A 25,393-nucleotide genomic window follows, 5' to 3' on the forward strand; every position below is an offset into this window, starting at 1 on the left:
GGGGAGTTAGATGTGGCCATGGATCCCTTCAACGTGCACACCCAGGCAGCCGAGCTCCTCGAGACCGCGCGGAGCAGCAGTGCCGGACGAGCGGCGTACATGCCAGTGGGAGGCCCCGGCACCGAGATGACGCAGACGATCATCGCGTTGGCGAGCGGCTTCCAGCTCGACGAGCACGAGAACCCCGGTGAGGCGACGGTCCTAGTGCTGTCCGGGCAGGTCGAGCTCGGCTCGGGCGACTCGGTGTGGTCGGGGTCCGAGGGCGATCTGCTCGAGGTGCCCGATGCCAGGCATCACCTGCTGGCCACGAGCGACGCGACGGTGCTGCTCACCTCGGTGAAGCGCCGGTCCGGTCTCACCGCGTGACCGAGCTCCACGAGCTCGACGCCACGGCGCAGGCTGCCGCGCTGCGGTCTCGCGAGGTGTCCTCGGTCGAGCTCGTGCAGCACCACCTCGACCGCATCGACGCACATGCGTCGGACCTGGGTGCGTTCGTCACGGTCACGGCGGAGCAGGCGCTCGTACGTGCTGCCGAGGCCGACTCGCAGATCGCTGCCGGCGATGCCCGCCCGTTCGCCGGCGTGCCGACGGCGTTCAAGGACCTGACGTTCACGAAGGGCATCCCGACGTCGATGGGCTCCGCGGCGATGCGCGACTTCGTGCCGGGCGTCAACGCGTACGTCGTGGACCTCGTCGAGGCGGCCGGGTTCATCAGTCTCGGCAAGACCAACACGCCGGAGTTCGGCCTCTCGTCCTACACCGACAACGACGTCATCGGTCCGGCCCGTACGCCGTGGGACCCCACGCGCAACGCGGGCGGGTCGAGCGGCGGGGCGGCGGCCGCGGTGGCAGCGGGACTCGTGCCGGTGGCCCAGGGCAGCGACGGTGGCGGGTCGATCCGCATACCGGCCAGCGCGTGCGGGATCTTCGGCTTCAAGCCCAGTCGCGGCCGGGTCAGTGCGGGACCGGTCGGCTCGGACTGGAGCGGGCTCGCCGGCGACGGCCCGTTGACGCGGACGGTGCGCGACGCCGCCGCACTGCTCGACGCGATGGCGCACCCGGAGCCCGGCGACGTACGCCCACTGCCTGAGCCCGCCGTCCCGTACGCCGAGTGGGCCCGCCGACCGCCCCGGCGCATGCGCATCGCCCGGTGGTCGCGGACGCACCTGGAGGGCATCAGGCCGAGCGCGGATGCCGTCGATGCGTGGGAGTCGGCGAGCCGGCTGCTGGAGTCGCTGGGCCACGAGGTCGTCGACATCGACAACCCGTTCCCGGCCGAGCTCGAGCCGCAGTTCAACGTCATCTGGTCGAGCGGCATCGCGTCGGCGGCGATCCCGCCCGAGGCCGAGGCGGTGCTGCGGCCCAACACCCGCTACTGGCGCGACCGCGGGCGTGCCTCGACGGCGATCGAGCTGACCCGGGCCCTGCAGTTCCTCGAGCTGACGACGCGCCAGGTCGTCACGGACCTTCAGGCGTACGACGCCTTCCTGACGCCGACCCTGGCGCTGCCGCCGCAGCCGGTCGAGTGGTTCAACGAGTCGGGCGATCCGGCCGAGGACCACCATCGCGAGCTGCTGTTCACGCCCTACACCGCCCTCTACAACATGAGCGGCCAGCCCGCGGCGAGCCTGCCGCTGCACTGGACCGCCGACGGGCTGCCGATGGGCGTCATGCTCGCGGGGCTGGCGGGTCAGGACGGACCGTTGTTCAGCCTCTGCGCGCAGGTCGAGGCCGCCGCGCCGTGGCACGACCGGCGCCCGCCGGGCTTCGCCTAGCGGGTGACGACCGCGGTCGTGGCGGACGTACGCGACTCCGGTACGTACTCCGGTCGGGAGGCCGTGACCTTGACCGTGATGCGCTGGCCGACGCGGAGCTTGCTGACCAGGTAGGTCGACGTGGTCGCGGCGGCGATCGGCGACCCGTTGGCGTACCAGCGATAGGTCCACGATGTCGGCGTCGGTGTCCACGTGCCGTGGTACGCCCGCAGGGTGCGGCCGACCTTCGCCGTACCGCCGATCGTGGGGCGCGCGGTGCTGAACGTGCCCGGCGCGATGAGCGCACCGGTGGAGGTCTGTGACACGTTCCCGACGCCGGGGATGTTGCCGGTCACGGTCAGCGTGAGGGTCTGCCCGCTGGTCGTCGGAACGTAGGTGCTGCCCGTGGCGCCGGCGATGGGCACGCCGCCGAGGTTCCACTGGAAGGTGGGCGTGACACCTGCGGGCCAGGTACCGCCCTGAGCCGTGACCGTGCGACCCACGGTCGCCGTGCCGACGAAGCTCGGCCGCGAGAAGGTGACGGCGACCGACGCGGCGCTGGACGTCACCGTGCCGACCGTGATCTTGAGGAGCGAGCTCGGTTCGAACGTGTCGCCAGCCTTGAAGCCACCGCTGGCCCGGCCCGCGGCAGGGTGCGTCATGAGGTAGGTGGCGTCTGGCTTGCCGCCAACCGTCTCCTGCCGTTCGATCACGACACCAGCGGGATACGTCGGGAGGCCGGCCACAGACCCCGAGCTGTAGAACGCGCCGGCATCGCGAAGCGTGTGCGAGCGCAGGTCGACCGAGTACGTCGTGCCAGTGACCGGGTCGGTGACCAGAAGGCCACGCATCCCGCTCGCCGATGATCTCGGCAGCAGCGAGTACGACGTGGTCTGCAGCTGCGTGCCGGCCGGCGGGAGGACCTCGGTCACCTCGGTCGGGTCCGTGAGCCCCAGCTGGGTGCGATAGAGGGTGCCCAGGGCTGGTGGCTGGAAGATGACGGTGTTGCTGGACACGACTATCCCCATCGGGCTGTACAGGTCGTAGTACTCGCAGGACGTCAACGAGCAGGTGTCGAGATTGGCGTGCTGCAGGCCGAAGTTGTGCCCGAGCTCGTGGGCCCCGACCTGCTTGAACGTCGCGTCGAAGGTCATCACGCTCTGTCCACCGCTCGCGAGGGAGTCACCGACTTCGGCCATGCCGACGGGCCCGGCGTCGCCGCACTCGTCACCGATCAGCACGATCAGGTGGTTGCCGGGCTGGGAGAAGCTCACCCCGTCGAACAGGAGCGCAGCCTGGTTCCAGAGCGCCTCCGGAGTCTTGATCCCGCACCCCTGGCCTGTCGGGATGTCAGCATCCGAGTCGAACGGCTCGATGTCGCCTTCGCGCGTGAACGAGGTGATCGCGCCGCTGGACTCGGTCGTCCAGTAGGCCAGCATGTCGTCGACCCGGGCGCCGATGGCTTCGTCCGTGCCATTGACCGATCCCTGGTCGGTCAGCTTCGCGACGTACGCGTGATGCGCCTGCGGCGTCGGGGCCGCGGCCGCCGCCGGCACAGTGACCGTGGCCTCGGCGACGGGCAGGGCTGCCTCGTCAGCCGTCCCCAGGGCGACGCTTCCCGCCGCCGTGTCCTCGTCGACCGTGCGCCCGGCTGCCGGCATGAGTCCCTTGGCCTTGAGCGCCTTGGCCGCACGGCCCGTGATCGCCAGCTCGCCGCGGAATCGACCGTTGGCCGGGAGGTCAGAGGTCAGCGTGACCGCGACGAACGTGCCGGCGTCGACCTGCACGGCGTACGCGGTCGACGACGTCGGGCCGGCACCGAACCGGTCGATCTCTGTCGCGACGAGCCTGCCCTCGACCGCCACCGTCGCGTGGTCGGCATAGCGCGGGTCGACGTAGTGCCGGCCGCGCGGAGCTGTCGGTGCCGCGGTGGCTGAGCCGGGCGCGACCAGGGTCGCCGCGGCGAAGGACACCACGACGACGAGCGCCAGACGCGTACGCATGACGGTCAGCGTACGGTCGAAACAGGCTGTACCGGAGCAGATTCGAGACGGGTCAGCTGCGCGCGGTCATGACGATCGGGTCGCCGTCGGTGATGGCGATCGTGTGCTCGACGTGCGCTCCGCGGGAGCCGTCGGCACTGCGGATCGTCCAGCCGTCCTCGTCCATGACGATCTCGTCGGTGGTGTGCAGGAACCACGGCTCGATCGCGATCACGAGCCCCGGCTTGAGCGGGAATCCGCGACCCGCGCGGCCGTCGTTGGCCACGTGCGGGTCACCGTGCATCGTCCGGCCGACCCCGTGGCCGCCGAACTGCGTGTTGATCTTGAGTCCGTGCGAACGCCCGACCTCGCCGATGGCCGCCGAGATGTCGCCGACCTTGTTGCCGGCACGTGCGACCGTGATCGCGGCGTCGAGGGCCTCCTGCGCGTGGGCGATGAGGCGTACGTCCTCCTCGCGCGGCGTGCCGACGACGACGCTGACTGCCGAGTCGCAGACCCAGCCGTCGACCGAGGCGGCGAAGTCGAGGCTCACGAGGTCGCCGTCGCGGAGCTTGTAGGGGTGCGGCAGGCCGTGCAGCACGGCGTCGTTGACCGACGTACAGAGCACCTTGCCGAACGGCATCGCGCCGAACGACGGGTGGTAGTCGATGTAGCACGACTCGGCACCGCGGTCGCGGATCATCTGGTGCGCCAGGGCATCGAGGTCCAGCAGGTCGACACCGACGTCGGCGGCCTCCGAGACCGCGGTCAGGACGGAGGCGACGAAACTCCCGGCCGGGCGCATCTCGTCGATCTGGGTGGGCGTGAGGAGCTCGATCATCGGGGGCCTTCTGAGTGGATCGGGGTGGGACGGGAGCCGACGAGGGCGAGGGCGAGGCCCACGACGCCCGCGGCAGCGGTGACGGAGTTGCCGAAGATCTGGCCCGACGGCGCGCTGAACGCCGAGGACGCCGCAAGGGCGCCGCCCAGCAGCGCGGCCGCGACGGCGGCGTGCTCCCGCGCTGGGTGCTCGCGGCGGACGCTCCACGACTGGTAGACGATGCCGGCGCAGACGACGGCGGCGACGATCACGGCGACCCGGCCGGCACTCGCGGCGCCCTTGCTCAGGTCGTCCCCGGCGACGAGGTCGACGACGTACGCCACGAGCACGACCGCTGCCGCGATCGTGGCTGCGCCAAGGGCGCGACTGCTGGTCATACGTGCCGCCTCAGGTGTCGTCTCATCGGCGCCAAGCGTACGCCGGAGGCCCCGGCCGACCATTCGGTGGAGCCGATCGGAGCCGATCGGGCGATGCGCCGGGAAGGCGGGCTCGACGAGGCTGGAGCCATGAGCATCATCCAGATTCGCGGACTCCGCATGACGTACGGCACCAAAGTCGCCGTCGACGGTCTCGACCTCGACGTCGGGGAGGGCGAGATCCTCGGCATCCTCGGCCCGAACGGCGCCGGCAAGACGACGACGGTGGAGTGCATCGCCGGCCTGCGGCGGCCCGACGAGGGCAGCGTGCAGGTCGCCGGCCTCGATCCGTACGTCGACCGCGCCGCGATCACACCCCTGATGGGGGTGCAGCTGCAGCAGGCCGGGCTGCAGGGCAAGCTGACGGTGCGCGAGGCGCTCGAGCTGTATGCCTCGTTCTACGACACCCCTCGCGACGGGCTCGAGCTCGCCGACCGGCTGGGGCTGAGCGAGTCGATCGACACTCGGTACGCCAAGCTGTCGGGCGGCCAGCAGCAGCGCCTCGCGATCGCCCTGGCACTGATCGGCCGACCGCGGATCGCTCTGCTCGACGAGCTGAGCACCGGCCTCGATCCCCGGTCGCGGCGCGACGTGTGGGGTCTGGTCGAGGAGGCGCGCGAGGGCGGCGCGACCGTGATCCTGGTGACGCACCTGATGGAGGAGGCGCATCGCCTGTGCGACCGGCTCGCCCTCGTCGATCACGGCCGGATCACGGCCATCGACACCCCAGAAGGCCTGGTCGCCCGCTCGGCGGCACCCACGATCATGGCGTTCACACCGTCGCAGCCGGTCGACACCAGTGCGCTGTGGAACCTGACCGGGGTGACCGACGTACGACGGCACGGCGAACGCATCGAGCTCGCGGGCGACGACGACTCGGTGACGGCTGCGCTCGGCTGGCTGGCGCGCCACGACGTACGAGCCGGCCGCCTGCGCGTCACGGAGTCGACCCTCGACGACGCCTACCTCGACCTCACCGGAGATCCCGTCCTGACGGAGGAGAACTGACATGTCCAGTCCCGCACGCACGATCCTGCGTACCGAGTCGAAGCTGTTCCTGCGCGAGCCCGGCGCGATGTTCTGGATCATGGCGTTCCCGACGCTGCTCGTGGTGATCCTCGGCAGCATCCCGTCGTTCCGCGACACCTCGAAGGACCTCGACGGCGCCCGCGTCATCGACCTCTACGTCCCGATCTCGATCCTGCTCTCGGCGATCATGGCGTCGATCCAGTCGATGCCCGGAGTGATGGCCGGGTATCGCGAGCAGCGCGTCCTCCGCCGGGTCGCCACGACCCCGGCGCGGCCCATCGACCTGCTCGCCGCCCAGTACGCCCTGCACGGCGCGGCCGTCGTGGTCTCCGCGATCCTCGTGCTGCTGGTCGGTCGCATCGCGTTCGACGTGAAGTCGCCGGGATCCGCCGGGGCGTACGTCCTGGTGCTGGCGCTGGCACTCGCCGCATGCCTCGCGATCGGCGGGGTCATCGGCGGCGTCGCGCCGACCGCGCGCATCTCGACCGCGATCGGCACCCTCGTGTTCTTCCCGATGATGTTCACGGCAGGGCTCTGGGCACCGGTGCAGACCATGCCGCACGGGCTGCGTACCGTCGTCGAGCTGACCCCGGGTGGGGCGGCGGCCCGCGGCCTGGACCAGGCCGCGCTCGGTCACTGGCCGTCGGCGCACTTCATCCTCGTGCTCGTGGTGTGGGCTCTCGTCGCGGCTGGGGCGGCCGCGCGATACTTCAGGTGGGAGTGAGGGACGGGGTGTGATGCGGGTGTCGAACGATCCTGCCGTCCCGTCGCTCCCCAACGGCCGGCCGACCAACGTGCAGCTCGCGCTGTTCCTGCGGCGCGGGCCGTACGCCCTTCTGGGGCTGGGCTCGATCGCTGCGGCACTGAGCGTGGAGAGCATCGGCACCGGTGAGGCCGGGATCATCGCGATGACGCTGCTGGTGCCGACGCTGGCCGCGCTGCACTGGGTCTGCGCGGACCGGCGCTGGGACAGTGACCTGCAGGACAGGATCGGCGCGTTCTACGTCACGACGCGGACGATCGTGGCGTTCGTCATCACCTGGCTCAACCCGTTCTTCTCGATCTTCGCGCTGATCGGCTACTTCGACAACCAGCTCTACGTGCCGCGTCGGTGGGCTGTCGTCGTCCTGCTGACAACGGCCGTCACGATGGCCGGCGCCCAGTCCGGCGGCCTGCCACCCGACGGTGCGCTGCAGCTCGCGCTGTTCCTCGGACTGCTGGTGCTCAACGGCGTGCTGACCGTCGTGATGACCAACGCCGACGTGCACGAGGCCGAGCTCGCGGCCGAGCGCAACACGACGATCGCGATGCTGGAGCAGGCCAACGTACGCCTCGAGCAGGCGCTCGCGGAGAACGCGGGGCTGCAGGCACAGCTCGTCCAGCAGGCTCGGGAGTCGGGGGTGCACGACGAGCGCGAGCGCCTCGCGCTCGAGATCCACGACACGATCGCGCAGAACCTGACCGGCATCGTGACGCAGCTGCAGGCCGTGACGAACACGACCGACGACGCGGTCGGTCGGGTCCACGTCGAGCGTGCCGCCGCGCTGGCCCGCGAAGCTCTCGGCGAGGCCCGGCGCTCGGTGCAAGGGCTGCTGCCGCTCCGGCTCGACAGCACGGACGTCGTCGAGGCGCTCACTCACCTGACCCGGGACTGGTCGGCGGCGACGAGCATCGCCGGCGAGGTCGTGGTGACCGGCGACGTCGAGCCCCAGCACCCGGACATCGAGGCGACGGTGCTGCGGGTCGCGCAGGAGGCGCTGACGAACGTCGGCAAGCATGCCCGGGCGCAGCGGGTCGGCGTGACGTTGTCGTACACCGGTGACGAGCTCGTCCTCGACGTACGTGATGACGGCATCGGCTTCGATCCCCATGCGGCGCCGCCGCCCGCGGGTCACGGGGTCGGGCTGCACGGCATGCAGCAGCGTGCGGCCCGGGTCGCCGGTGAGCTCGTGGTGGAGTCCGAGCCCGGGGCCGGCACCGCGATCTCGCTGCGCGTGCCGTCGGTGGTGGCGCATGGCTGAGCCGATCCGGTTGTTGCTGGTCGACGACCACCCGGTCGTACGCGACGGCCTGCGCGGCATGTGCGAGTCGTCGCCTGACTTCCTGGTCGTCGGTGAGGCGGGCGACGGGGTCGAGGCGGTCTCGCTGGCGGCGGACCTCGATCCGGATGTCGTCCTGATGGATCTGCGGATGCCCGGTGGCAGCGGGCTCGACGCGATCGCCGCGCTGGCCGCGACCGGCAGTCGCTCCCACGTGTTGGTGCTCACGACGTACGACACCGATCGCGACATCATGGCCGCGCTGGACGCCGGAGCCACCGGCTATCTGCTCAAGGACGCTCCCCGCGAGGAGCTGTTCGCCGCGATCCGCGCGGCCGCCGCCGGGGAGTCCGTGCTCTCGCCGGCTGTGGCGACACGGGTGGTCTCACGCGTACGCACAGCCGGCTCGGAGGCATTGAGTGGACGCGAGACCGACGTGCTCGCGCTGGTCGCGAAGGGCCGGTCCAACCGCGAGATCGCCCGGGCCCTGTTCGTCAGCGAGGCGACGGTCAAGACCCACCTCGGCCACGTCTACGGCAAGCTCGGCGTCAACGATCGCGCGTCGGCCGTGGCCACCGCGTACGACCGAGGCCTGCTCGGCGGGTGAGGTGTTGACCGCTCGGTCACACTGTCGGCATGACCATCGCAGACGCTTGGCGCACCGCCGGGGTCGAACTAGGTATCCACGTCACGGCTCCGGCACGTGTCCAGCTTGGTAGCGCGGTAGGTGAATTTGACGCCTTTGTGGCGGACTTCGGCTCTGGTGCAGGGACCTTGGTCGCGTCCTCGCACAGAGTGCTCGATTCGGCCACCAGGGAAGCGGCGAAAAGAAGCGGGTTCTTCGTCAGCCAGGTCGATCCGGAAAGCTACGCCGTGTTCGATCGGTCCCTGTTCGTCGACACCCTGAATGACTGGGGTTGGTTCGGAACTGATGAGCGGCCGGACTGGTACACAGGCGAGTCGTGGTGAACCTGACAGCTTTGCAACGGGGATCGTCACACGCTGCTTGTCCCGCCCTATTCGCGGGGGTGGTGGGGTTGGTCTTTGGGGAGCAGGGGCGGTGGTCGAGAGATGTAGGTGTGGCCGGTAGGGGTCTGCCAGGTCGTGGTGTTGCCGTCGGGGGTGACGGTCCAGCCGGGTAGGTGTTTGAGGGTGTGGGATCTGGTGCAGAGGCCTTGACCGTTGGTGGCGGTGGTTTGGCCGCCGTCGGCGTAGGCGTGGATGTGGTCGTGGTGGCGGATCTTCAAATCACATCCGGGTTGGCGGCACCTCTGGTCGCGGGCGCGTATGTGGCTGGCGGTGGTGGTGTCGAAGTGGCGGCGGCGGGGTTCGCGGACGACCAGGGTGCCGTCGACGGGGTCGACGAGGAATCTGCGGATCCAGGCGTTGGGTGCGCCGGCGATGATGTCGTCGGCCACTGAGGGGCTGAGGGGGCCGTAGCCGGTCAGGTCGACCGGTTCTCCGGTGTCTTGACCGGTGAACGTTTCTGCGTCCATGACGAGGTGGACCTCGACGTTGGTGTCCTCAGCACGGGACTGTCCGGTGAGTCGTTCGACGAGGGTTTGGGTCATGATCTGCCCCAGGGTGCGTGGGTCACCGGCCGCACGGAGGGCACGAGCGTGCTGGTCCAGGGCCGTGTGTGCGGCGAGGATCTGCTCGGCCGGCCCGCGTGCGTGCAGGTGGGCGACACCGTCGGCGTCAGGAAAGAGTGAGACGCGTTGGTCGGCGCGGTTGCGTTCGGCCCGGGTGGCGGCGGCTTCGGCGTCGAGGCGGATCACGGCCCGTGCGGTGAGCCGTGCCGCCTCGTGGCGGGTGAGCCCGACCAGCTGGTCGGCGATCTCACCATCGAGCACCAACAAGTCATCCGCCGACAGGGACACGGATTCGTTGACGACGGCCCGGATCACTGGTTCGGACAGTTGCCCGGCCAGGAACAACGCCTGCACCTGCGGCAACCGTTCCACACCCAGCGCGGTGCCGACCTGGGTGCCCGCAGCGGCCAGGCCAACCTTCCTGGCCATGGAGATCTCACCGATCACCGAGACCGTCGGATCGGGCCGTCCGACACCGGTCAACGCGACCCGTTCCGCGTGCAGGGCAGCGATCTGGGCCATCTGCTCAGCCTGGGCGGCGCTGATCGCCCGGTCCAACGCGATGATCGCGTCGATCCGGTTGGCCCCGAACCTCGGACCCGGGTCGGCACCGAAATCATGTTCGCGCACCTCGGCCAGCACGGCCTCGGGTGCGGTTTCGGTGAACATACTTCCAACCTAGACGCCACCACTGACACGCCTTTTCGGCTGCAATCCCGGCTGTGGACAACTCCTTTCGACGAGCTCAAGGAGCGGGGCCGACATATCCGGTGCCGACCGACATGCACATCACCGCTCCGCCCACTCCCCACTCACTCCAGGCTGGCGCGGAACCGCTGCATGCCGGCGATCCAGTGATCCGCGTCGGCGGCCTTGCGGGCATACATCGCCCCGACGTCGGCATGCGGCAGGGCGAAGAACGTCCCTGCCGCCACGGCCTCCAGCAGTACGTCCGCCACCGCCAGCGGCGACAGCGTCTCGCCCGCGGTGACGACGGACTTCATGCCGAGGCGGGCATCGCCGACGGCGCTCGTCTCGCCCTCGACCAGCATGTCGGTGCGTACGCCCATGGGGCACAGGCAGCAGACCTGCACGCCCCGGTCGCCGTACGTCGCGGCGAGCCACTCGGCGAAACCGACGGCCGCGTGCTTGGTCGTCGAGTACGTCGGAGAGCCCAACTGGGTCAGCAGCCCGGCCGCCGACGCCGTGCTGACGAAGCACCCAGCGCCCCGATCGAGCCACCCCGGCACCAGCGCGCGAGCCGCGACGACGTGCGCCTTGACGTTGACGTCCCACGACAGGGCCCACTCGTCATCCGTCGCCTCGAGCCCGAAGCCCTTGAAGACGCCGGCGTTGGCAAAGTACGCATCGACCACGCCGGCCGCCTCGATCAGAGCGGTCACATGGCCGGCATCAGACGCATCACCCGCGACGTACGACACCCGGTCCGGGTGCGACGCGGAGAGCCGCTCAGCCGTCTCGGCAAGCCGTTCGCCGTCCAGGTCGCCGATGACCACCGAGGCACCGTGCTCGAGCAACCGCTGCGCGATGGCCGCGCCGATGCCGCTCGCCGCACCCGTGACGATCGTGCTGGCGCCAGAGATCTCCACGATCAGGCGTGCTTCTTGAGCTCGGCGCGAGCCAGCGAGTTCTTGTGGACCTCGTCGGGACCGTCGGCGAACCGCAGCGTACGGATGCCGGCGAACCACTCGGCGAGCGGGAAGTCCTGGCTGAGGCCGCCGGCGCCGTGCACCTGGATCGCCTTGTCGAGGATCCACTCCACGGTCTGCGGCGTGGCGATCTTGATGGCCTGGATCTCGGTGTGCGCGCCGCGGTTGCCGGCGGTGTCCATGAGCCACGCAGTCTTGAGCACCAGCAGGCGCAGCTGCTCGATGCGTACGCGTGCCTCCGCGATCCAGTCGCGGACGACACCCTGGTCGGCGATCGGCTTCCCGAACGCGACCCGGTCGAGCGCACGCTTGCTCATCATCTCGACGGCACGCTCGGCGATGCCCAAGGACCGCATGCAGTGATGGATGCGCCCGGGTCCGAGGCGCGCCTGGGCGATCGCGAACCCCTCGCCCTCCGGTCCGATCAGGTTGCCGGCCGGCACGCGTACGTCGGTGAACGAGATCTCGGCGTGGCCGCCGTGGTCGCGGTCGTTGTAGCCGAACACGTGCATGCCGCGCTCGATCTCGAAGCCCGGGGTGTCGCGCTCGACGAGGATCATCGACTGCTGGCGGTGCCGCTCGGCGGACGGGTCGGTCTTGCCCATCACGATGAAGATCTTGGCGTTGGGGTTCATCGCGCCGGTGATCCACCACTTGCGTCCGTTGATGACGTAGTCGTCGCCGTCCTTGACGATCGCCGTCTCGATGTTGGTGGCGTCGGACGAGGCGACCTTGGGCTCGGTCATCGCGAACGACGACCGGATCTCGCCGGCGAGCAACGGCTCGAGCCACTGCTTCTTCTGCTCCGGCGTGCCGAACATGTGCAGCACCTCCATGTTGCCGGTGTCCGGAGCTGCGCAGTTGATCGCGGCCGGCGCGAGCTGGATGCTGCGGCCGGTGATCTCGGCCAGCGGGGCGTACTGGAGGTTGGTCAGCCCGGCGCCCTCGCCCCCCGGGAGGAAGAAGTTCCAGAGCCCGCGCTTCTTGGCCTCGGCCTTGAGGTCCTCGAGGATCGCCGGGGGCGACCACGAGTCGTCCTTGATCGCGGCCTGCATCTGCTCGTGGGCCGTGGGCTCGGCCGGATAGATGACCTCGTCCATGAACGCTTCCATCTGGCCGATCAGGTCCTGCGTCCTGGCGTCGTGGGCGAAGTCCATCTCACGCACCTGCCATGACGTAGACGACCTCGGCCACGCAGGCGGGCTTGTCCGCACCGTCGATCTCGATCACGAAGCTGACGACGGTCTGCGTGCCGATCGCGATGTCGGACGTCTCCTTGAGGGTCGCCGTGGCCCGCAGCCTGGCGCCGACCGGGACGGGGCTGGGGAACCGCACCTTGTTGGTGCCGTAGTTCATCCCGAACGCCAGTCCGCTGATCGTGTAGATCTCCTCGGCGAACGCCGGCAGCAGCGACAACGTGAGGTAGCCGTGCGCGATCGTCCCGCCGAACGGGCCCTTGGCGGCCTTCTCCGGGTCGACGTGGATCCACTGGTGGTCGTGCGTCGCGTCCGCGAACGTGTTGACCTGCTCCTGGGTGATGGTCATCCAGTCGCTGGTGCCGAGCACCTCCCCGGCGGCGGCCTTGAAGTCGTCGAGACTGTCGAACACGCGTGGCATGAAGTACCTCCGGGGTCACTAAGCGCTTGCTTAGTTCGGCACCTTAGTACGTCCGACGGCCCGCGCGCCAGAGGGCCTCGTGCGCCGGAGCTATCGTCGAAGCCATGCCAACTCTCGCGATCGTCGGGGCCGGCCCCAACCTGGGAATGGCCGCAGCCACACGATTCGGCGCCGAAGGATTCGACGTCGGACTGGTCTCCCGCAGCGCCGGCCGCCTGCGCGAGCTCACCGACAGGCTGATGGACCAGGGCATCACCGCCGCCGCAGAGCCGGCCGACCTCCGCAGTCCGGGAGCAGCGACCGCCGCGCTCGCGCACCTCGCCGACACCATCGGCCCTGTCGACGTGCTGCTCTACAGCCCGTTGGCGTCGGTCGACTGGATCCGGCCCGTCACCGAGACCTCGTCCGCAGACTTGGGCGCCGCGCTGGAGCTGGCCGTCCTCGGGGCGGTCGACGCCGTCGAGGCGGCGCTCCCGCCGATGCGCGAACGCGGCGCCGGCACCCTGCTGTTCACCACCGGAGGGGCGGCCGTCGCACCGAGGGCCGACCGGGCCAGCTCGGCCGTCTCCAACGCCGCGGAGGTCGCGTACGCCCGGCTGCTCCACGAGTCCCTTGCGGGCGAAGGCGTCCACGTCGCCCACACCGCGATCGTCGGCGGTCTGGGGCCTGGACTCAAGCACGATCCCGCCGACGTGGCCGAGCTGCTCTGGCGCCAGCACCGCGAGCGTGCCGGCTTCCAGCACGTGGTGGACTGACCGGCGTGAGCGAGTCCGAGGGCAGCGCGGGCCTGCGCCGGCTCGTCCTGTCGACGTCCCCAGCAGATCTCGGCCTCACGGTCGACGCCGACCCCGAGCGCGTCTACGGCGTGCTCATGGAGACCGGCTACGACGCAGCGGTCGTCACGATCGTGTCGCTGATCGACGGCACCACGAGCATGTACTTCAGCACTGGCGGCGGCACGATCGGCGCCGGTGAGCACGAGCCCGTCGCCGAGGCGACCCGCGCGTTCGTCGCCATGGCCCAGGTGTTCGTCGGCCAGACCGAGCCGACCACGTCCTTCGACCTGCCCGCCGTGGGCCGCGTGCGATTCCAGCTGCTCACCGTCGGCGGCGGGCGTACGGCCGAAGCCGCCGAGGACGACCTCGGGTTCGGGCGGCACCCGCTCTCGCCGCTGTTCCACGCAGGGCAGGACGTCATCACCCAGATCCGGCTGCTCAGCGAGCAACAGACCAGCTGACCCCGGCGACGACCAGCAGCACGACCGACACGACGTCCGCCCGTACGACTCGACGCATCGCCGCGTTGATGCCGGGATTCGCGCGGGCCACGACCAGGAACGCGAGGTCACTCGCCAGCCCGGCGCCGATGGCGTACGGCTGCAGGTCGTCGACGCACGCCCCGACGATCAGCACGGCCCCGAGCAGTCCGAACAGCACCGCCCGGTGCACCAGCAGGACGGCGAGATCGGGGCCGTCGACGCGGACGTCGTACGTGCGAGCCACACGCGATGGGCCGGCGACGCCGATCAGCGGGAGCAGGTGGATCACCCCTGAGAGCACCAGGGCGACGGCGGCGACAACGCTCATGCCTCAGCCTCCCGCGTACGCCGAACCGTGTCGATGACCTCCGAGGTCAAGCTCCGGCAAGTCGGGCGATGATCGGCGCACAGCCCAACACGGCAGCGACGACCACGGCCCACCGGTCGAGCCGCGTCCATGGCGCCGGCTCGGCCCAGGTGCGGTCCTGCGCCGTCGCGAACCCCCGCGCATCCATCGCGATCGACGTCGCCGAGGCACCTCGCAGCGCCTGCACGAGCAGCGCGAACGACATGTTGGCGGCGTAGCGACCGTTCGCCAAGGGGTTGCGGGACGGACCGAAGCCGCGCACGCGGCGTACGCGCTCGAGCTGTTGCCACGCGAGCCCGAAGCCGGTGAACTTCTGCAGCGCCGCCGCGAACGCCGCGATCAGCCGCGCCGGCAGGTGCAGGGTCTGGGCGAGGTAGTCGGCGAACCGCGACGGATCGACGTAGCCCGCCATCACGGAGCCCGGACCAGCAAGCACCACGATGCGCAGGCCGGCCGTGAACGCCTCCTCGACGTCACGGCCGCCGAGGCGCCACGTCGAATAGACGATCGTCACCGCAGCGATCGCCGTGAAGCCGAGGCACGCCAGTGGGTAGCGCCAGCCCGGCAGGAGCAACAGCCCCACCAGGACGTACGCGCCGACGGCGATCAGCGCGACCGGCAGGCTGCGGATCCAGAACGAGCCGAGCAGCGAGAACAGGCCGACCGAGAGCTGCACGAGCGGATTGACCCTCAGGACCAGCGTCCTCATGCGAGCACCCCGTCGCGCATCTGGTGCTCGACGTCGACCGGGACGTCGGAGTCGTGGGTCGACAGGGCAACGGTCGCCCCGGCATCGCGCGCGGCGGAGATCCAGCCGACGACCGCCGCCCACGTGCTCGGGTCCTGGCCCACCGTCGGCTCGTCCAGCAGCACGACACCCGGCCGGTGCGCCAGCGCGGCGGCGAGCGCGAGGCGCCGCTGCTCACCACCCGACAGCCGGTACGGGTTGGAGCCCGCGAAGCGCCCGAGCCCGAAGACCTCGAGCACCTGCTCCATGTCGACCTCGCGGCCGAGCTTGTGCGCGGTGTGGCGCACCTCGTCGCCCACGGTCGAGGTGAGGAAGCCGTGCTCGGGGTTCTGCGGGACCCAGCCGACGGCACCGGCGAGCTTCGGCGACCGCCACCTCCGCAGGTCCGGGGTCACCGTGCCACTGCCGGGCTTGAGCAGTCCGCCGAGCACGGCCAGCGCCGTCGACTTGCCGGCGCCGCTCGGCCCCGTGAACGCCGTCGTACGTCCAGGGGTGATCGACGTCGTCAGCGCGGTCAAGGCCTGGGTCCGCTGCGTGCCGCGGAGCGTACGCGTGACGAGCTCGACCGACACGTCGGTGGCAGCGATCGCGAGTGCCTCGTCGTCGAGGCGCACGAGGTCGGCTGGCACGTCCAAGGGCGCCGGCTTCGTCATGCCCGGCATCCAGACACCCTCCGGCGGTGGCCCGTCGAGGAAGGCTCGCACGGTGCCGTCGCTCACGATCGTGCCCTCGGCCGACAGCACGACGACCCGGTCGACGTGCTCCAGCCACGGCTCGATGCGGTGCTCGACGACCAGCAACGTACGGCCGTCGACGGCCGACAGGATCGCGTCGCGCACGCCGGCCGAGGTGCCGGCGTCCAGCATCGAGGTGGGCTCGTCGAGCAGCAACACGTCCGGCCGCATCGCCAGCACCCCGGCGAGAGCCAGGCGCTGCTGCTCGCCGCCGGACAGGGCAGCGCTGAAGTGATCGCGCCCGTACGCCAGCCCCACCGACTCGAGCGCCTCGTCGACCCGCGGCCAGATCTCCCCACGGGACATCCCGGCGTTCTCGGGGCCGAAGGCCACGTCGCGGCCCATGCGCTCGGCGACGATCGCGTCGGCGGGGTTCTGCAGGAGCAGGCCGAGGCGGCCGTCGACCTCTGCGGTGCCGCTCAGCTCACCGGCGATCGTCGTGCCGAGCGCGCCCGCGAGGCCGTACAGGAGCGTCGACTTGCCGGCGCCGCTCGGGCCGACCAGCAGCACCCGCTCACCGGGCTCGACCGTGAGATCGAGCCCGGCGACGACGGGGTTGCGCCGGCCGAGGGGCCGCCACGTGAAGCCCTCGAAGCGGGCTCCACCCAGGCTCACCTAGACCTCGGCGACCTGTTCGCGACCCGCCGGGAACGCGTCGAGCACGCCGGCCTTGGCCAGCGCCTTCACGAGGTAGAAACCGCCCACGCCTGCAACGACCGCGCCCGACACGGCGAAGAAGCCCAGGTAGGCGAGCTTGTAGCCCATGTCCCAGTCGGCCCAGTACGCGCTCCACTCGTAGACGGACTCGAACGTCGCGGCGAGAGCACCGGCAGCCGCCGCGACCGCGACGCCGAAGCGGCGGTAGAACAGCAGGAGGAAGATCACCTCGGCACCCAGGCCCTGCCAGAAGCCAGCGGCGAACGTGCTGAATCCCCACTGGTTGCCGCCGACGATGATCGTGGAGACCACCGCGGCGAGGAACTCGGTCGCGAAGGCGGCGCCCGGCTTGCGGACGACCAGACCGCCGACGACACCGGCGGTGAGCCAGATGCCGCCGAGGAGGCCAGAGCTCGGCGGATAGGAGAACACCGCCAAGCCGCTGACCGGCTCGTAGATCTTGTCCCAGCCCCAGTAGATGACGCCGAACGCTACTGCGAGGACGGTGATGGTGACCAGGTCGATCGTGCGGTGATGCACGTTGAACCTGGTCTTGGACGTGGTTGCAGAACTCATCGTGACTCCCTTCGCCGGTACTAACCGGTGCAGGTTCAAGGGTCTGCGGCTGATCCGCACTCTCAGCGCCCTCTGCGTGGCGCTCCCCTGTCTTGGTGACTCGACTGTACCGCTATCTCCCCGTGAGCCTGTCGCCGATCCTGGCCAGGCGGCTCGGGCGGGCGAGGCCGTTGCTCTCGCGCCGGTCCGCCTCGCGGTAGAGGCCGTACATCGCGCGTACGCCCAGCCAGCGCAGCGGCTCGGGCTCCCAGCGGCGTACGTCGCGGTTGACCCATGGCAGGCGCACGAGATCGGAGTCGCGGCCCAGCACGAGGTCCGCGAGGGTCTGGCCGGCGAGGTTGGTCGTCGTGAGGCCACTCCCCACGTAGCCGCCCGCCCAGCCGAGGCCGGTCGCCGGGTCGAACGTCACGCTGGCGCACCAGTCGCGCGGCACCCCGAGCACGCCGCACCACGCATGGTCGATCCGGGCGTCGCGGGTCGCCGGGAACATCCCGTGCAGGATCGAGGTGAGCGACTCGACGGTCCAGTCCTGCGTACGACCGTCGACGTCGGTGGCCGAGCCGAAGCGATACGGGATGCCGCGGCCACCCAGCGCGATGCGCCCGTCGACGGTCCGCTGGGCGTAGCAGTAGGCGTTCGCGTTGTCGCCGAGCAGCTCGGCGCCGCGCCAGCCGATCGCGTCCCACACGTCGTCGGACAGTGGCTCCGTCACGATCATCGCGGAGTTCATCGGCAGCCACGTGCGCCGCTGCCCGCGGATGCCGGCCGTGTAGCCCTCGAGGCAGCGCAGGATGCGGCCCGCCCGCACCCGACCCCGCTCGGTCGTCACGACGCCGGCCTCGATGCTGGTCGCCCGGGTCTGCTCGAGGATGCGTACGCCGCGTCGCTCGACCGCCGCCGCGACACCGGCCACGAGCCTGGCCGGCTGCACCCGCGCGCAGTGCGGGCTGAAGGTGGCACCGAGCGCACCCTCGACGCGCAGGCGGTCGCGCAGCTCGGCGCCGGTCAGCTCCCGCTGGTGGCTCTCGCCGATGCCCCACGCGCGATCGCTGAGGAGACCCTCATGCATCCGCTTGAGCTGCGCCGCCGACCGGGCGACGTAGAGCACGCCGTGCTTCACGATGTCGGCGTCGATGCCCTCCGTACGGCACACCTCGATGACCTCGTCGACCGCCGACTCCATCGACGAGACCAATGCCGTGACGCCCTCGCGGCCGTGCGTCGCGGCGTACCGCTCCTTGCTGCCGGACAGCTCGGCCGACAGCCACCCGCCGTTGCGTCCCGAGGCGCCGTAGCCGGCGAACTCGGCCTCGAGCACCACGATGTCGAGATCCGGGTCGAGCGCCGACAGGTAGTACGCCGTCCAGAGCCCGGTGAGTCCCGCGCCGACGATGCAGACGTCGCAGTCGAGGTCGCCGTCGAGACCAGGGCGTGGCTCCGGGACGCCGACCTGTTGCCACCAGAACGAGACGCCGCCGTTGATCACGCTTCCATGCTGACACCCGCCGTGACTAGCGTGGCTGCATGACCACCGCAGAAGACCTGCTGTTGATCGTCACCGATCCTGAGAGCGGCAAGCCCCAGCTCGACTCCATCAAGGCCGACCCGGTGATCGGTGGCGCACACCTGCTCGACCTCGTGGCGGCGGGCCGGATCTCGTTCGACGGTCAGGGCCGCAAGGCGCGCGTCGTGGTCGACAGCCACGCGCCGGTCGACGACCCGCTCCTCGAGCAGGCGTTCGCCCGGGTCCGCAACCGCGGCCGCCAGACCTCGCAGAACACCGTCACGAGGCTCGGCAAGCACGGCCGCAAGCAGGTCTCGGCCGCGCTCGTGGCCAAGGGGCGGCTGCGTCAAAGGCCGGCCAAGGCTCTCGGCATCTTTCCCCTCAGCCGTTATGACGTGGTCGACACCGGCCGACGCAACGACCTGGTCAACCGCGTCCGCGCGAGTCTCCTCCACGGCCAGCCCGCCGACGCCGAGACCGGACCGCTGATCGGCCTGCTGTCCGCCGCCGACCTGACGAAGCTGCTGGTCGACAAGCCCGAGCGCAAGCTCGCCAAGGAGCGCGCCAAGACCATCGCCGAGGGCGACTGGGCCAGCGAAGACGTACGCAAGGCGATCCAGGCGGCGCAATCGGCCGTCACCGCGGGCATCGTGGCGGCCACTGCGGCGAGCGCGGCCGGGTCGAGCTGACCCACGGCTTCGACGCGTACGACACAATGTGCGCATGTCCGTGCGCACACCTGATCCCAATCCGGGCTGGCTCCCGGACTTCGCCCTGGACGAGACCAGGGCCCGTGTCCCGATCCTCTACGTCGAGGCCGTCCCGGTCCGCATCAACGCGCTCGGACAGGTCGAGTCGATCGGCATCCTGCTGCGTGGCTCGTCGACCACCGGCGTCATGACCCGCACCCTCGTGTCGGGCCGGGTCATGCACGGCGAGTCCGTACGCGAGGCGCTGCTGCGCAACCTCGCCAAGGACCTCGGTCCGACGGCGTTCCCCCAGCTGCCGGCGTCGACCGTGCCGTTCTCGGTCGCCGAGTACTTCCCGCTGCCCGGTGTCTCGACGCTCTACGACCCGAGGCAGCACGCGGTGTCGCTCGCGTACGTCGTGCCGGTCAGCGGTGAGTGCAACCCGCGCCAGGACGCCCTCGAGCTCACCTGGCTGACGCCGGAAGAGGCGGCCATGCCGGAGGTGCTCAACGACATGGAGGGCGGCCGCGGCGCGCTGCTCAAGGAAGCGCTGGCGTCGGTCGGCGCCCTGCCCCAGTGACCGAGCTACGCATCCGGCCGGCCACGCCGGACGACCTCGAGGCGATCCTCGGACTGACGGCCGAGGACTCGATGCACTACTACGACGAGCCGGCCGAGGTCACCGACAACCAGCGGGCGGCGATCGAGGAGATCACCGCGGACCCGCAGCAGGACCTGCTCGTCGGGGAGCTCGACGGCGTCGTGGTGTGCACCGCGCAGGTCACCTGGATGCGCATGCTCGCCGCCGACGGTGGGCTCTACTGCCAGGTCGAGGCCGTACGGACGTCCGCGGCCCGGCGCGGGCAAGGCCTCGGCGCGACGCTTATGGCATTCATCGAGGACGAGGCGCGTCGCCGTGGAGCCGCGCGGATGCAGCTCACGACCAACCGCGAACGCGTACGGGCCCACGCCTTCTACGAGCGCCTCGGCTTCGTCGGCAGCCACATCGGGATGAAGAAGTACCTCTGAGCGATCACGCACCTTGAGCTTGTCGAAAGGCCTTTCGACAAGCTCAAGGACCGAATGCGGTAGTCTGCATACTGAGACGATTCGTATCAGGATGTGGACATGGCCGAGCAGCGCACGCCCAATCGCTGGCTCATGCTCGCCGTCTCCATGGTCGGGCAGATCGCCGGGACGATCTACGTCAACGGCGCGCCGTTCCTGATCCCCTACCTGCACCTCGAGCGCGGACTGAGCCTCGTCGAGGCGGGCACGATCGCCGCCGCACCCATGGCCGGGACGATGTGCACGCTCATCGTCTGGGGGCTCGTCGTCGACCGTATCGGTGAGCGGGCGGCCATGACCGCGGGCCTCGCGATCGTCACGGTCGGTGTGCTCGGCGCGAGCCAGAGCGACTCGTTACTCGGGCTCGGACTGTGGTTCCTCGTCGGCGGCATCGGCGCCGGCAGCACCAACTCGGCGAGTGGCCGCGTCGTCGTCGGGTGGTTCCCCGCGAATCGCCGTGGCACGGCGATGGGCATCCGCCAGACCGGCCTGCCGCTCGGCGTCGGGCTCGCCGCGCTGCTGGTGCCCAACGTCGTCAAGGCGCACGGCCTGTCCACGACGTTGCTCCTCATCGCGGGGATCTGCGCCGCCGCCACGGTCCTGTGCGCCGTCCTGATCGTCGACCCGCCGCGGCCCACCCGCAGCGAGGCAGCCGACCTCGGGCACCTCGACAACCCGTACACCCGCGACTCGCGGCTCTGGCGCATCCACCTCGCGTCGGCGCTGCTCGTCGTCCCGCAGTTCACGGTGTGGACCTACATGCTCGTGTGGCTCATCGACGACAAGGGCTGGTCGACGTTCGCCGCCAGCGCCCTGGTCGCATCGACGCAGCTGCTCGGCGCGGCCGGCCGGATCGGCGCGGGTTGGTGGTCCGACCGGGTCGGCAGCCGCCTCGGTCCGATGCGTTCGGTCGCGATCGCGGCCACCGCGACGATGCTCTCGCTGGGGTTGCTGTCCGGCACACCGCTGGCCATCGCCCTGATCGTCATCGCCACTGCGGTGACCGTCGCGGACAACGGCCTGGCGTTCACCGCGGTCGCGGAGATCGGCGGGCCGTACTGGTCGGGTCGCGCCATGGGCCTGCAGAACACCGGCCAGTACGTCGCCTCGGCCCTCGTCCCGCCGGTGGTCGGTGCGCTCGTCTCGGGACGGGGCTACGGGTTCGCGTTCGCGCTCGTCGCGGTGTTCCCGCTGCTGGCGATCCCGCTGGTCCCCGTCCGTGGGGAGCGCAGCCAGCAGCCCCTGTGACGTACGCCGCACCAACCTCGCTTTGGCTGGCCTAACTGAGCATCATGGTTACTGACGGGTTAATGTCAGCCGTACTGTCACGGTTCGAAGGGGCTCCCATGCGTGTCGTCGCCATAGTCGTGTCACTTGCCATCACCGCGGTCGCGGTGGCTCTGGCAGTGAAGGCCGTCAAGGACATGGTCGCCGTGATCCGCAAGGGTCAGCCCGCGATCGGCCGCACCGACAACAAGGGTGCCCGCTGGGCCAACATGTTCAAGGAGACGCTGGGCCACACCCGCATGCTCCAGTGGACGTGGATCGGCATCATGCACTGGTTCGTGTTCGCCGGGTTCATCTACCTGAGCTCGATGGTGCTGGGCGCCTACTTCCAGGTCTTCGACGCCCACCAGGCGCTCCCGATCATCGGCCACTGGGTCATCTACGAGTGGCCCGCCGAGGTCCTGTCGTGGTTGACGCTGATCGGCATCGTCTTCCTCATCGCCGTACGCCAGAAGAACCACCCGCGCAGCCTCGGCCGCAAGTCGCGATTCTTCGGCTCGACGTTCTGGCAGGCCTACTTCGTCGAGACCATCATCTTCGTCGTCGTGCTCTGCGGCTTCACACTGCGCACCCTCGAGTACGCCATGGAGAAGGCGCACGGCGCCGACGACCTGACGTTCCACTACCCGATGACGTTCTTCCTCGGCGACCTGTGGGACGGCCTCTCGGTCGACACCATGGAGAACCTCGTCTACATCATCGCGATGATCAAGATCGTCGTGTCGATGACGTGGCTCATCACGATCGCCCGCAACATCACGATGGGTGTCGCCTGGCACCGCTTCACCGCGTGGTTCAACATCTGGTTCAAGCGCGAATCCGACGGCTCCACCGCCCTGGGCGGCCTCGAGCCGATCTACATCAAGGGCAAGGCGCTCGACCTCGAGGACATGGACGACCTCGAGGAGGAGGACTTCGCCAAGCTGGGCGTCGGCAAGGTCGAGGACTTCTCGTGGAAGGGCATCCTCGACTTCACGACGTGCACCGAGTGCGGCCGCTGCCAGAGCCAGTGCCCCGCATGGAACACCGAGAAGCCCCTGTCGCCCAAGCTCCTCATGATGGGTCTCCGTGACCACGCGTACGCGAAGCTGCCGATCCTCGGCCAGGACGAGGAGACGCTCACCGACGAGCAGAAGGCCGAGCTCGAGCGCCCGCTGATCGGCAACGCCGAGGCCTACGGCGTCATCGACCCCGACGTGCTGTGGTCCTGCACCAACTGCGGCGCCTGCGTGCAGCAGTGCCCCGTCGACATCGAGCACGTCGACCACATCGACGACATGCGCCGGTTCCAGGTGCTCGTCGAGTCCAACTTCCCGGCCGAGCTCAACAACATCTTCAAGGGCCTCGAGCGCAAGGGGAACCCGTGGGGCATGGACCCCAAGGGCCGCATGGACTGGGCCAAGAAGCTCGACTTCGAGGTCAAGCAGGTCGGCGTCGACGTCGAGGACCTCGACGAGGTCGAGTGGCTGTTCTGGGTCGGCTGCGCCGGCGCGTTCGAGGACCGGGCAAAGAAGACGACGCAGGCCGTCGCCGAGCTTCTCGACATGGCCGGCGTGACGTTCGCGGTCCTGGGCGACGGCGAGACCTGCACGGGTGACCCCGCCCGCCGCGCGGGCAACGAGATCGTCTTCCAGCAGCTCGCGATGCAGAACGCCGAGGTGTTCAAGGAGACCAAGGTCAAGAAGGTCGTCTCGACCTGCGCCCACTGCTTCAACACGCTCAAGAACGAGTACGCCGAGTTCGGTGTCGAGCTCGAGGTCGTGCACCACACGCAGCTGCTCAACCGGCTCGTCCGCGAGGGCAAGCTGACCCCGGTCGCGCCGACGGCGGAGACCGAGACCAAGAAGATCACCTACCACGACCCGTGCTTCCTGGGCCGCCACAACCAGGTCTACGAGCCGCCGCGCGAGCTGCTCAGCGTCATCCCCGGTGCCGAGTTCACCGAGATGCCGCGCAACTCCGAGAAGTCGTTCTGCTGCGGCGCCGGCGGTGCCCGCATGTGGATGGAGGAGACCCTCGGATCGCGGATCAACGTCAACCGCACCGAGGAGGCCATCGCCACCGGTGCCGACCAGATCGCCGTCGGCTGCCCGTTCTGCCGCGTCATGCTGTCGGACGGCCTGACCCTCAAGCAGTCCGAGGGCGCCGCCCGCGAGGAGGTCGAGGTGCTCGACGTCGCGCAGATGCTGCTCGCCGGCGTCAAGCGCGCTCCGTCGGCCGAGGAGACCGCAGCGGTCGTCGCCGAGGCTGAGGCAGCCACGTCTGCCGAGGCGGAGGCGGCAACGGACTCGCCGGCCGGCCCGTCGTCGGGCTCGGGTGGACCCGACGCGGTCACCGACACCGACAAGGCTGCCGCTGCTGCCCACAACATCGACGTCGACGACGAGGGATCCCGTACGGGCGACGCCCCCGAGGCGCGCTCCGACGACAACGCCCCGGCCGCTCCGGAGCCGGTGAAGGCCGAGGCGCCCGAGCCCGAGGCCAAGGCTGACCCCGCCGAGGAGGCTGAGCCGGACGCCGAGGACAAGGCCGACGAGTCGCTCAGCAAGACCGAGGACGTCGGCCCCGCCGCCGAGGCGACCGAGACGGTCGACGAGACGCCGGCCGAGGACGCTTCGACAGGCTCAACGGCCGAGGAGACGAGCTCGACGTCCGAGGAGACAGGCTCGACGCCCGAGGACTCCGCGTCCGACGAGGCCGACGAGCCGGTCGACGATCGCGACGCGAGCGAGAAGGAGAAGGCGGCCTGGGCCAACGTCGGCCCGGTCAACACCGACCTGACGCCGTCCGACGACGCTTCGACAGGCTCAACGTCCGAGGCGACAGGCGCAACGTCCGAGTCGTCGTCCAGCGACAAGGACCCCGGCGACACCACCGACCCGGAGACCGAGCTCGTCCCCGAGGAGTCCGACAACGAGCCGGAGCTGCCGGCGACCAAGGACCCCGACGAGATGCCGGCCGAGACGGTCACGGACGTCCCTGACGAGACCGAACCCGTCGAGGAGGACGCCCGCGAGGAGGAGGCTGGCATCATCGCGGTCGAGGACGCCGAGTCCACCGCCGATCCGGTGTCCGAGGACGCCGCACCGCTGACCGACGCCAACCCCAGCGGGGCCGATCTCAGCAAGGCGGCCGGTGCCGGCGACACGGACGACGAGGACGACCAGCCCAAGTCGTAGCGCCATGACCCGTTGCCCCTGCCTGAGCGGGCTGACGTACGAGGCGTGCTGCGGCGCGCTGCACGCCGGCACGTCGACCGCGCAGACCGCCGAGCAGCTGATGCGCTCGCGCTACAGCGCGTTCGCGGTCGGCGACGCCGACCACCTGTCGGGGACGTGGCACCCCACCACCCGGCCGGACGACCTGACGCTCGACGCAGACCGTCGGTGGTACCGGCTCGACGTCCTCCGCACCGAGCGCGGCGGCCCGTTCGACACCGAGGGTGTCGTGGAGTTCCGGGCGTACCATCGCTCGCCCACCGGCAAGGGCAGCCAGCACGAGGTCAGCAGGTTCGTCCGCGAGGACGGCCGCTGGTTGTACGTCGACGGCATCGGCTGACGCCAAG

27 protein-coding genes and 1 riboswitch are annotated in these 25,393 nt (G+C 70.2%); of the genes, 15 read left to right on the top strand and 12 right to left on the bottom strand.

Annotation, left to right across the window (positions count from 1 at the left end):
- The first annotated feature begins 18 nt into the window (after positions 1 to 18).
- Positions 19 to 366, top strand: coding sequence for a hypothetical protein (locus ASE12_RS10205; RefSeq protein WP_056399981.1), 348 nt, complete (start codon positions 19 to 21; stop codon positions 364 to 366).
- Positions 363 to 1,775 carry an amidase gene (locus ASE12_RS10210; RefSeq protein WP_056399984.1) on the top strand — a complete coding sequence of 471 codons (1,413 nt, stop codon included), beginning with the start codon at positions 363 to 365 and terminating at the stop codon, positions 1,773 to 1,775. The genes ASE12_RS10205 and ASE12_RS10210 overlap by 4 nt, the downstream gene beginning before the upstream one ends.
- Here the strand turns inward: ASE12_RS10210 and ASE12_RS10215 are convergent.
- From ASE12_RS10215 to ASE12_RS10225, 3 genes are read right to left on the bottom strand one after another with little or no spacing between them, the layout of a single operon-like run.
- Positions 1,772 to 3,757, bottom strand: a complete 1,986-nt coding sequence (locus tag ASE12_RS10215; RefSeq protein ID WP_056399987.1) for a M12 family metallo-peptidase — start codon at positions 3,755 to 3,757, stop codon at positions 1,772 to 1,774. The genes ASE12_RS10210 and ASE12_RS10215 overlap by 4 nt on opposite strands.
- Before the next feature lie 52 nt (positions 3,758 to 3,809).
- Complete coding sequence (gene map, locus ASE12_RS10220) at positions 3,810 to 4,577, bottom strand: type I methionyl aminopeptidase (RefSeq protein ID WP_056399990.1); 768 nt, start codon at positions 4,575 to 4,577, stop codon at positions 3,810 to 3,812.
- Positions 4,574 to 4,954, bottom strand: a complete 381-nt coding sequence (locus ASE12_RS10225) for a hypothetical protein (RefSeq protein ID WP_056399992.1) — start codon at positions 4,952 to 4,954, stop codon at positions 4,574 to 4,576. Before ASE12_RS10225 ends, map begins: the two co-directional genes overlap by 4 nt.
- Before the next feature lie 129 nt (positions 4,955 to 5,083).
- Between ASE12_RS10225 and ASE12_RS10230 the strand changes: the two genes are divergently transcribed.
- From ASE12_RS10230 to ASE12_RS10250, 5 genes are read left to right on the top strand one after another with little or no spacing between them, the layout of a single operon-like run.
- Entirely contained in the window at positions 5,084 to 6,001 is a 918-nt protein-coding gene (locus tag ASE12_RS10230; protein ID WP_056404729.1) for an ABC transporter ATP-binding protein, read from the top strand.
- 1 nt (position 6,002) lies between these two features.
- Complete coding sequence (locus ASE12_RS10235; RefSeq protein WP_056399994.1) at positions 6,003 to 6,746, top strand: ABC transporter permease; 744 nt, start codon at positions 6,003 to 6,005, stop codon at positions 6,744 to 6,746.
- Positions 6,747 to 6,759: 13 nt separating this feature from the next.
- Positions 6,760 to 8,043: a sensor histidine kinase gene (locus tag ASE12_RS10240; protein ID WP_082582188.1), complete on the top strand. Its 1,284-nt coding sequence runs from the start codon at positions 6,760 to 6,762 to the stop codon at positions 8,041 to 8,043.
- Positions 8,036 to 8,668 carry a response regulator transcription factor gene (locus tag ASE12_RS10245; protein ID WP_056399996.1) on the top strand — a complete coding sequence of 211 codons (633 nt, stop codon included), beginning with the start codon at positions 8,036 to 8,038 and terminating at the stop codon, positions 8,666 to 8,668. Before ASE12_RS10240 ends, ASE12_RS10245 begins: the two co-directional genes overlap by 8 nt.
- Positions 8,669 to 8,697: 29 nt before the next feature.
- Positions 8,698 to 9,030: a hypothetical protein gene (locus tag ASE12_RS10250; protein ID WP_056399999.1), complete on the top strand. Its 333-nt coding sequence runs from the start codon at positions 8,698 to 8,700 to the stop codon at positions 9,028 to 9,030.
- Between the two features lie 47 nt (positions 9,031 to 9,077).
- On the opposite strand, the gene ASE12_RS10255 is transcribed toward ASE12_RS10250, so the two are convergent.
- The 4 genes from ASE12_RS10255 to ASE12_RS10270 form a co-directional block, all read right to left on the bottom strand.
- Positions 9,078 to 10,322 (bottom strand): HNH endonuclease signature motif containing protein, encoded by a 1,245-nt coding sequence (locus ASE12_RS10255; RefSeq protein ID WP_056400000.1) that lies wholly within the window; start codon positions 10,320 to 10,322, stop codon positions 9,078 to 9,080.
- A gap of 143 nt (positions 10,323 to 10,465) precedes the next feature.
- Positions 10,466 to 11,263 (bottom strand): SDR family oxidoreductase, encoded by a 798-nt coding sequence (locus ASE12_RS10260; RefSeq protein WP_056400001.1) that lies wholly within the window; start codon positions 11,261 to 11,263, stop codon positions 10,466 to 10,468.
- Positions 11,264 to 11,265: 2 nt separating this feature from the next.
- Positions 11,266 to 12,480, bottom strand: a complete 1,215-nt coding sequence (locus ASE12_RS10265; protein ID WP_056400006.1) for an acyl-CoA dehydrogenase family protein — start codon at positions 12,478 to 12,480, stop codon at positions 11,266 to 11,268.
- 1 nt (position 12,481) lies between these two features.
- The gene (locus tag ASE12_RS10270; protein WP_056400010.1) at positions 12,482 to 12,940 is read right to left on the bottom strand and encodes a MaoC family dehydratase; all 459 of its coding nucleotides are present in this window, start codon (positions 12,938 to 12,940) and stop codon (positions 12,482 to 12,484) included.
- A gap of 104 nt (positions 12,941 to 13,044) precedes the next feature.
- Here ASE12_RS10270 and ASE12_RS10275 point away from each other — a divergent pair, with 104 nt between their 5' ends.
- Both ASE12_RS10275 and ASE12_RS10280 read left to right on the top strand, forming a co-directional pair.
- On the top strand, positions 13,045 to 13,695 hold the full coding sequence (locus ASE12_RS10275) for an SDR family NAD(P)-dependent oxidoreductase (protein ID WP_056400012.1): 651 nt from the start codon (positions 13,045 to 13,047) through the stop codon (positions 13,693 to 13,695).
- A 5-nt stretch (positions 13,696 to 13,700) separates the two neighbouring features.
- Entirely contained in the window at positions 13,701 to 14,177 is a 477-nt protein-coding gene (locus ASE12_RS10280; RefSeq protein WP_056400014.1) for a hypothetical protein, read from the top strand.
- Here the strand turns inward: ASE12_RS10280 and ASE12_RS10285 are convergent.
- From ASE12_RS10285 to ASE12_RS10305, 5 genes are all read right to left on the bottom strand, one after another.
- Positions 14,155 to 14,526 (bottom strand): hypothetical protein, encoded by a 372-nt coding sequence (locus ASE12_RS10285; RefSeq protein WP_056400016.1) that lies wholly within the window; start codon positions 14,524 to 14,526, stop codon positions 14,155 to 14,157. The genes ASE12_RS10280 and ASE12_RS10285 overlap by 23 nt on opposite strands.
- Before the next feature lie 46 nt (positions 14,527 to 14,572).
- Positions 14,573 to 15,274, bottom strand: a complete 702-nt coding sequence (locus tag ASE12_RS10290) for an energy-coupling factor transporter transmembrane protein EcfT (RefSeq protein ID WP_056400017.1) — start codon at positions 15,272 to 15,274, stop codon at positions 14,573 to 14,575.
- Positions 15,271 to 16,662 carry an ABC transporter ATP-binding protein gene (locus ASE12_RS10295; RefSeq protein ID WP_056400020.1) on the bottom strand — a complete coding sequence of 464 codons (1,392 nt, stop codon included), beginning with the start codon at positions 16,660 to 16,662 and terminating at the stop codon, positions 15,271 to 15,273. Before ASE12_RS10295 ends, ASE12_RS10290 begins: the two co-directional genes overlap by 4 nt.
- On the bottom strand, positions 16,663 to 17,280 hold the full coding sequence (locus ASE12_RS10300; protein WP_056400021.1) for an ECF transporter S component: 618 nt from the start codon (positions 17,278 to 17,280) through the stop codon (positions 16,663 to 16,665). It abuts the gene before it with no gap.
- Positions 17,270 to 17,379, bottom strand: a riboswitch (TPP riboswitch). Its footprint overlaps the gene before it by 11 nt.
- 13 nt (positions 17,380 to 17,392) lie before the next feature.
- Positions 17,393 to 18,766 carry an FAD-binding oxidoreductase gene (locus tag ASE12_RS10305; protein ID WP_056400022.1) on the bottom strand — a complete coding sequence of 458 codons (1,374 nt, stop codon included), beginning with the start codon at positions 18,764 to 18,766 and terminating at the stop codon, positions 17,393 to 17,395.
- A 38-nt stretch (positions 18,767 to 18,804) separates the two neighbouring features.
- Between ASE12_RS10305 and ASE12_RS10310 the strand changes: the two genes are divergently transcribed.
- The 6 genes from ASE12_RS10310 (at position 18,805) to ASE12_RS10335 (ending at position 25,386) form a co-directional block, all read left to right on the top strand.
- Positions 18,805 to 19,473 (top strand): GPP34 family phosphoprotein, encoded by a 669-nt coding sequence (locus ASE12_RS10310; RefSeq protein WP_056400023.1) that lies wholly within the window; start codon positions 18,805 to 18,807, stop codon positions 19,471 to 19,473.
- A 34-nt stretch (positions 19,474 to 19,507) separates the two neighbouring features.
- The gene (locus ASE12_RS10315) at positions 19,508 to 20,053 is read left to right on the top strand and encodes an NUDIX hydrolase family protein (protein WP_056400024.1); all 546 of its coding nucleotides are present in this window, start codon (positions 19,508 to 19,510) and stop codon (positions 20,051 to 20,053) included.
- Positions 20,050 to 20,502: a GNAT family N-acetyltransferase gene (locus ASE12_RS10320; RefSeq protein WP_056400026.1), complete on the top strand. Its 453-nt coding sequence runs from the start codon at positions 20,050 to 20,052 to the stop codon at positions 20,500 to 20,502. Before ASE12_RS10315 ends, ASE12_RS10320 begins: the two co-directional genes overlap by 4 nt.
- Positions 20,503 to 20,601: 99 nt before the next feature.
- Complete coding sequence (locus ASE12_RS10325) at positions 20,602 to 21,789, top strand: MFS transporter (protein ID WP_056400028.1); 1,188 nt, start codon at positions 20,602 to 20,604, stop codon at positions 21,787 to 21,789.
- Between the two features lie 98 nt (positions 21,790 to 21,887).
- Complete coding sequence (locus tag ASE12_RS10330) at positions 21,888 to 25,007, top strand: heterodisulfide reductase-related iron-sulfur binding cluster (protein ID WP_056400031.1); 3,120 nt, start codon at positions 21,888 to 21,890, stop codon at positions 25,005 to 25,007.
- A 4-nt stretch (positions 25,008 to 25,011) separates the two neighbouring features.
- Positions 25,012 to 25,386 (top strand): YchJ family protein, encoded by a 375-nt coding sequence (locus ASE12_RS10335; RefSeq protein WP_056400033.1) that lies wholly within the window; start codon positions 25,012 to 25,014, stop codon positions 25,384 to 25,386.
- The last annotated feature ends 7 nt before the right edge of the window (positions 25,387 to 25,393 follow it).

The organism is Aeromicrobium sp. Root236 (assembly GCF_001428805.1).
Classification (GTDB): domain Bacteria; phylum Actinomycetota; class Actinomycetes; order Propionibacteriales; family Nocardioidaceae; genus Aeromicrobium.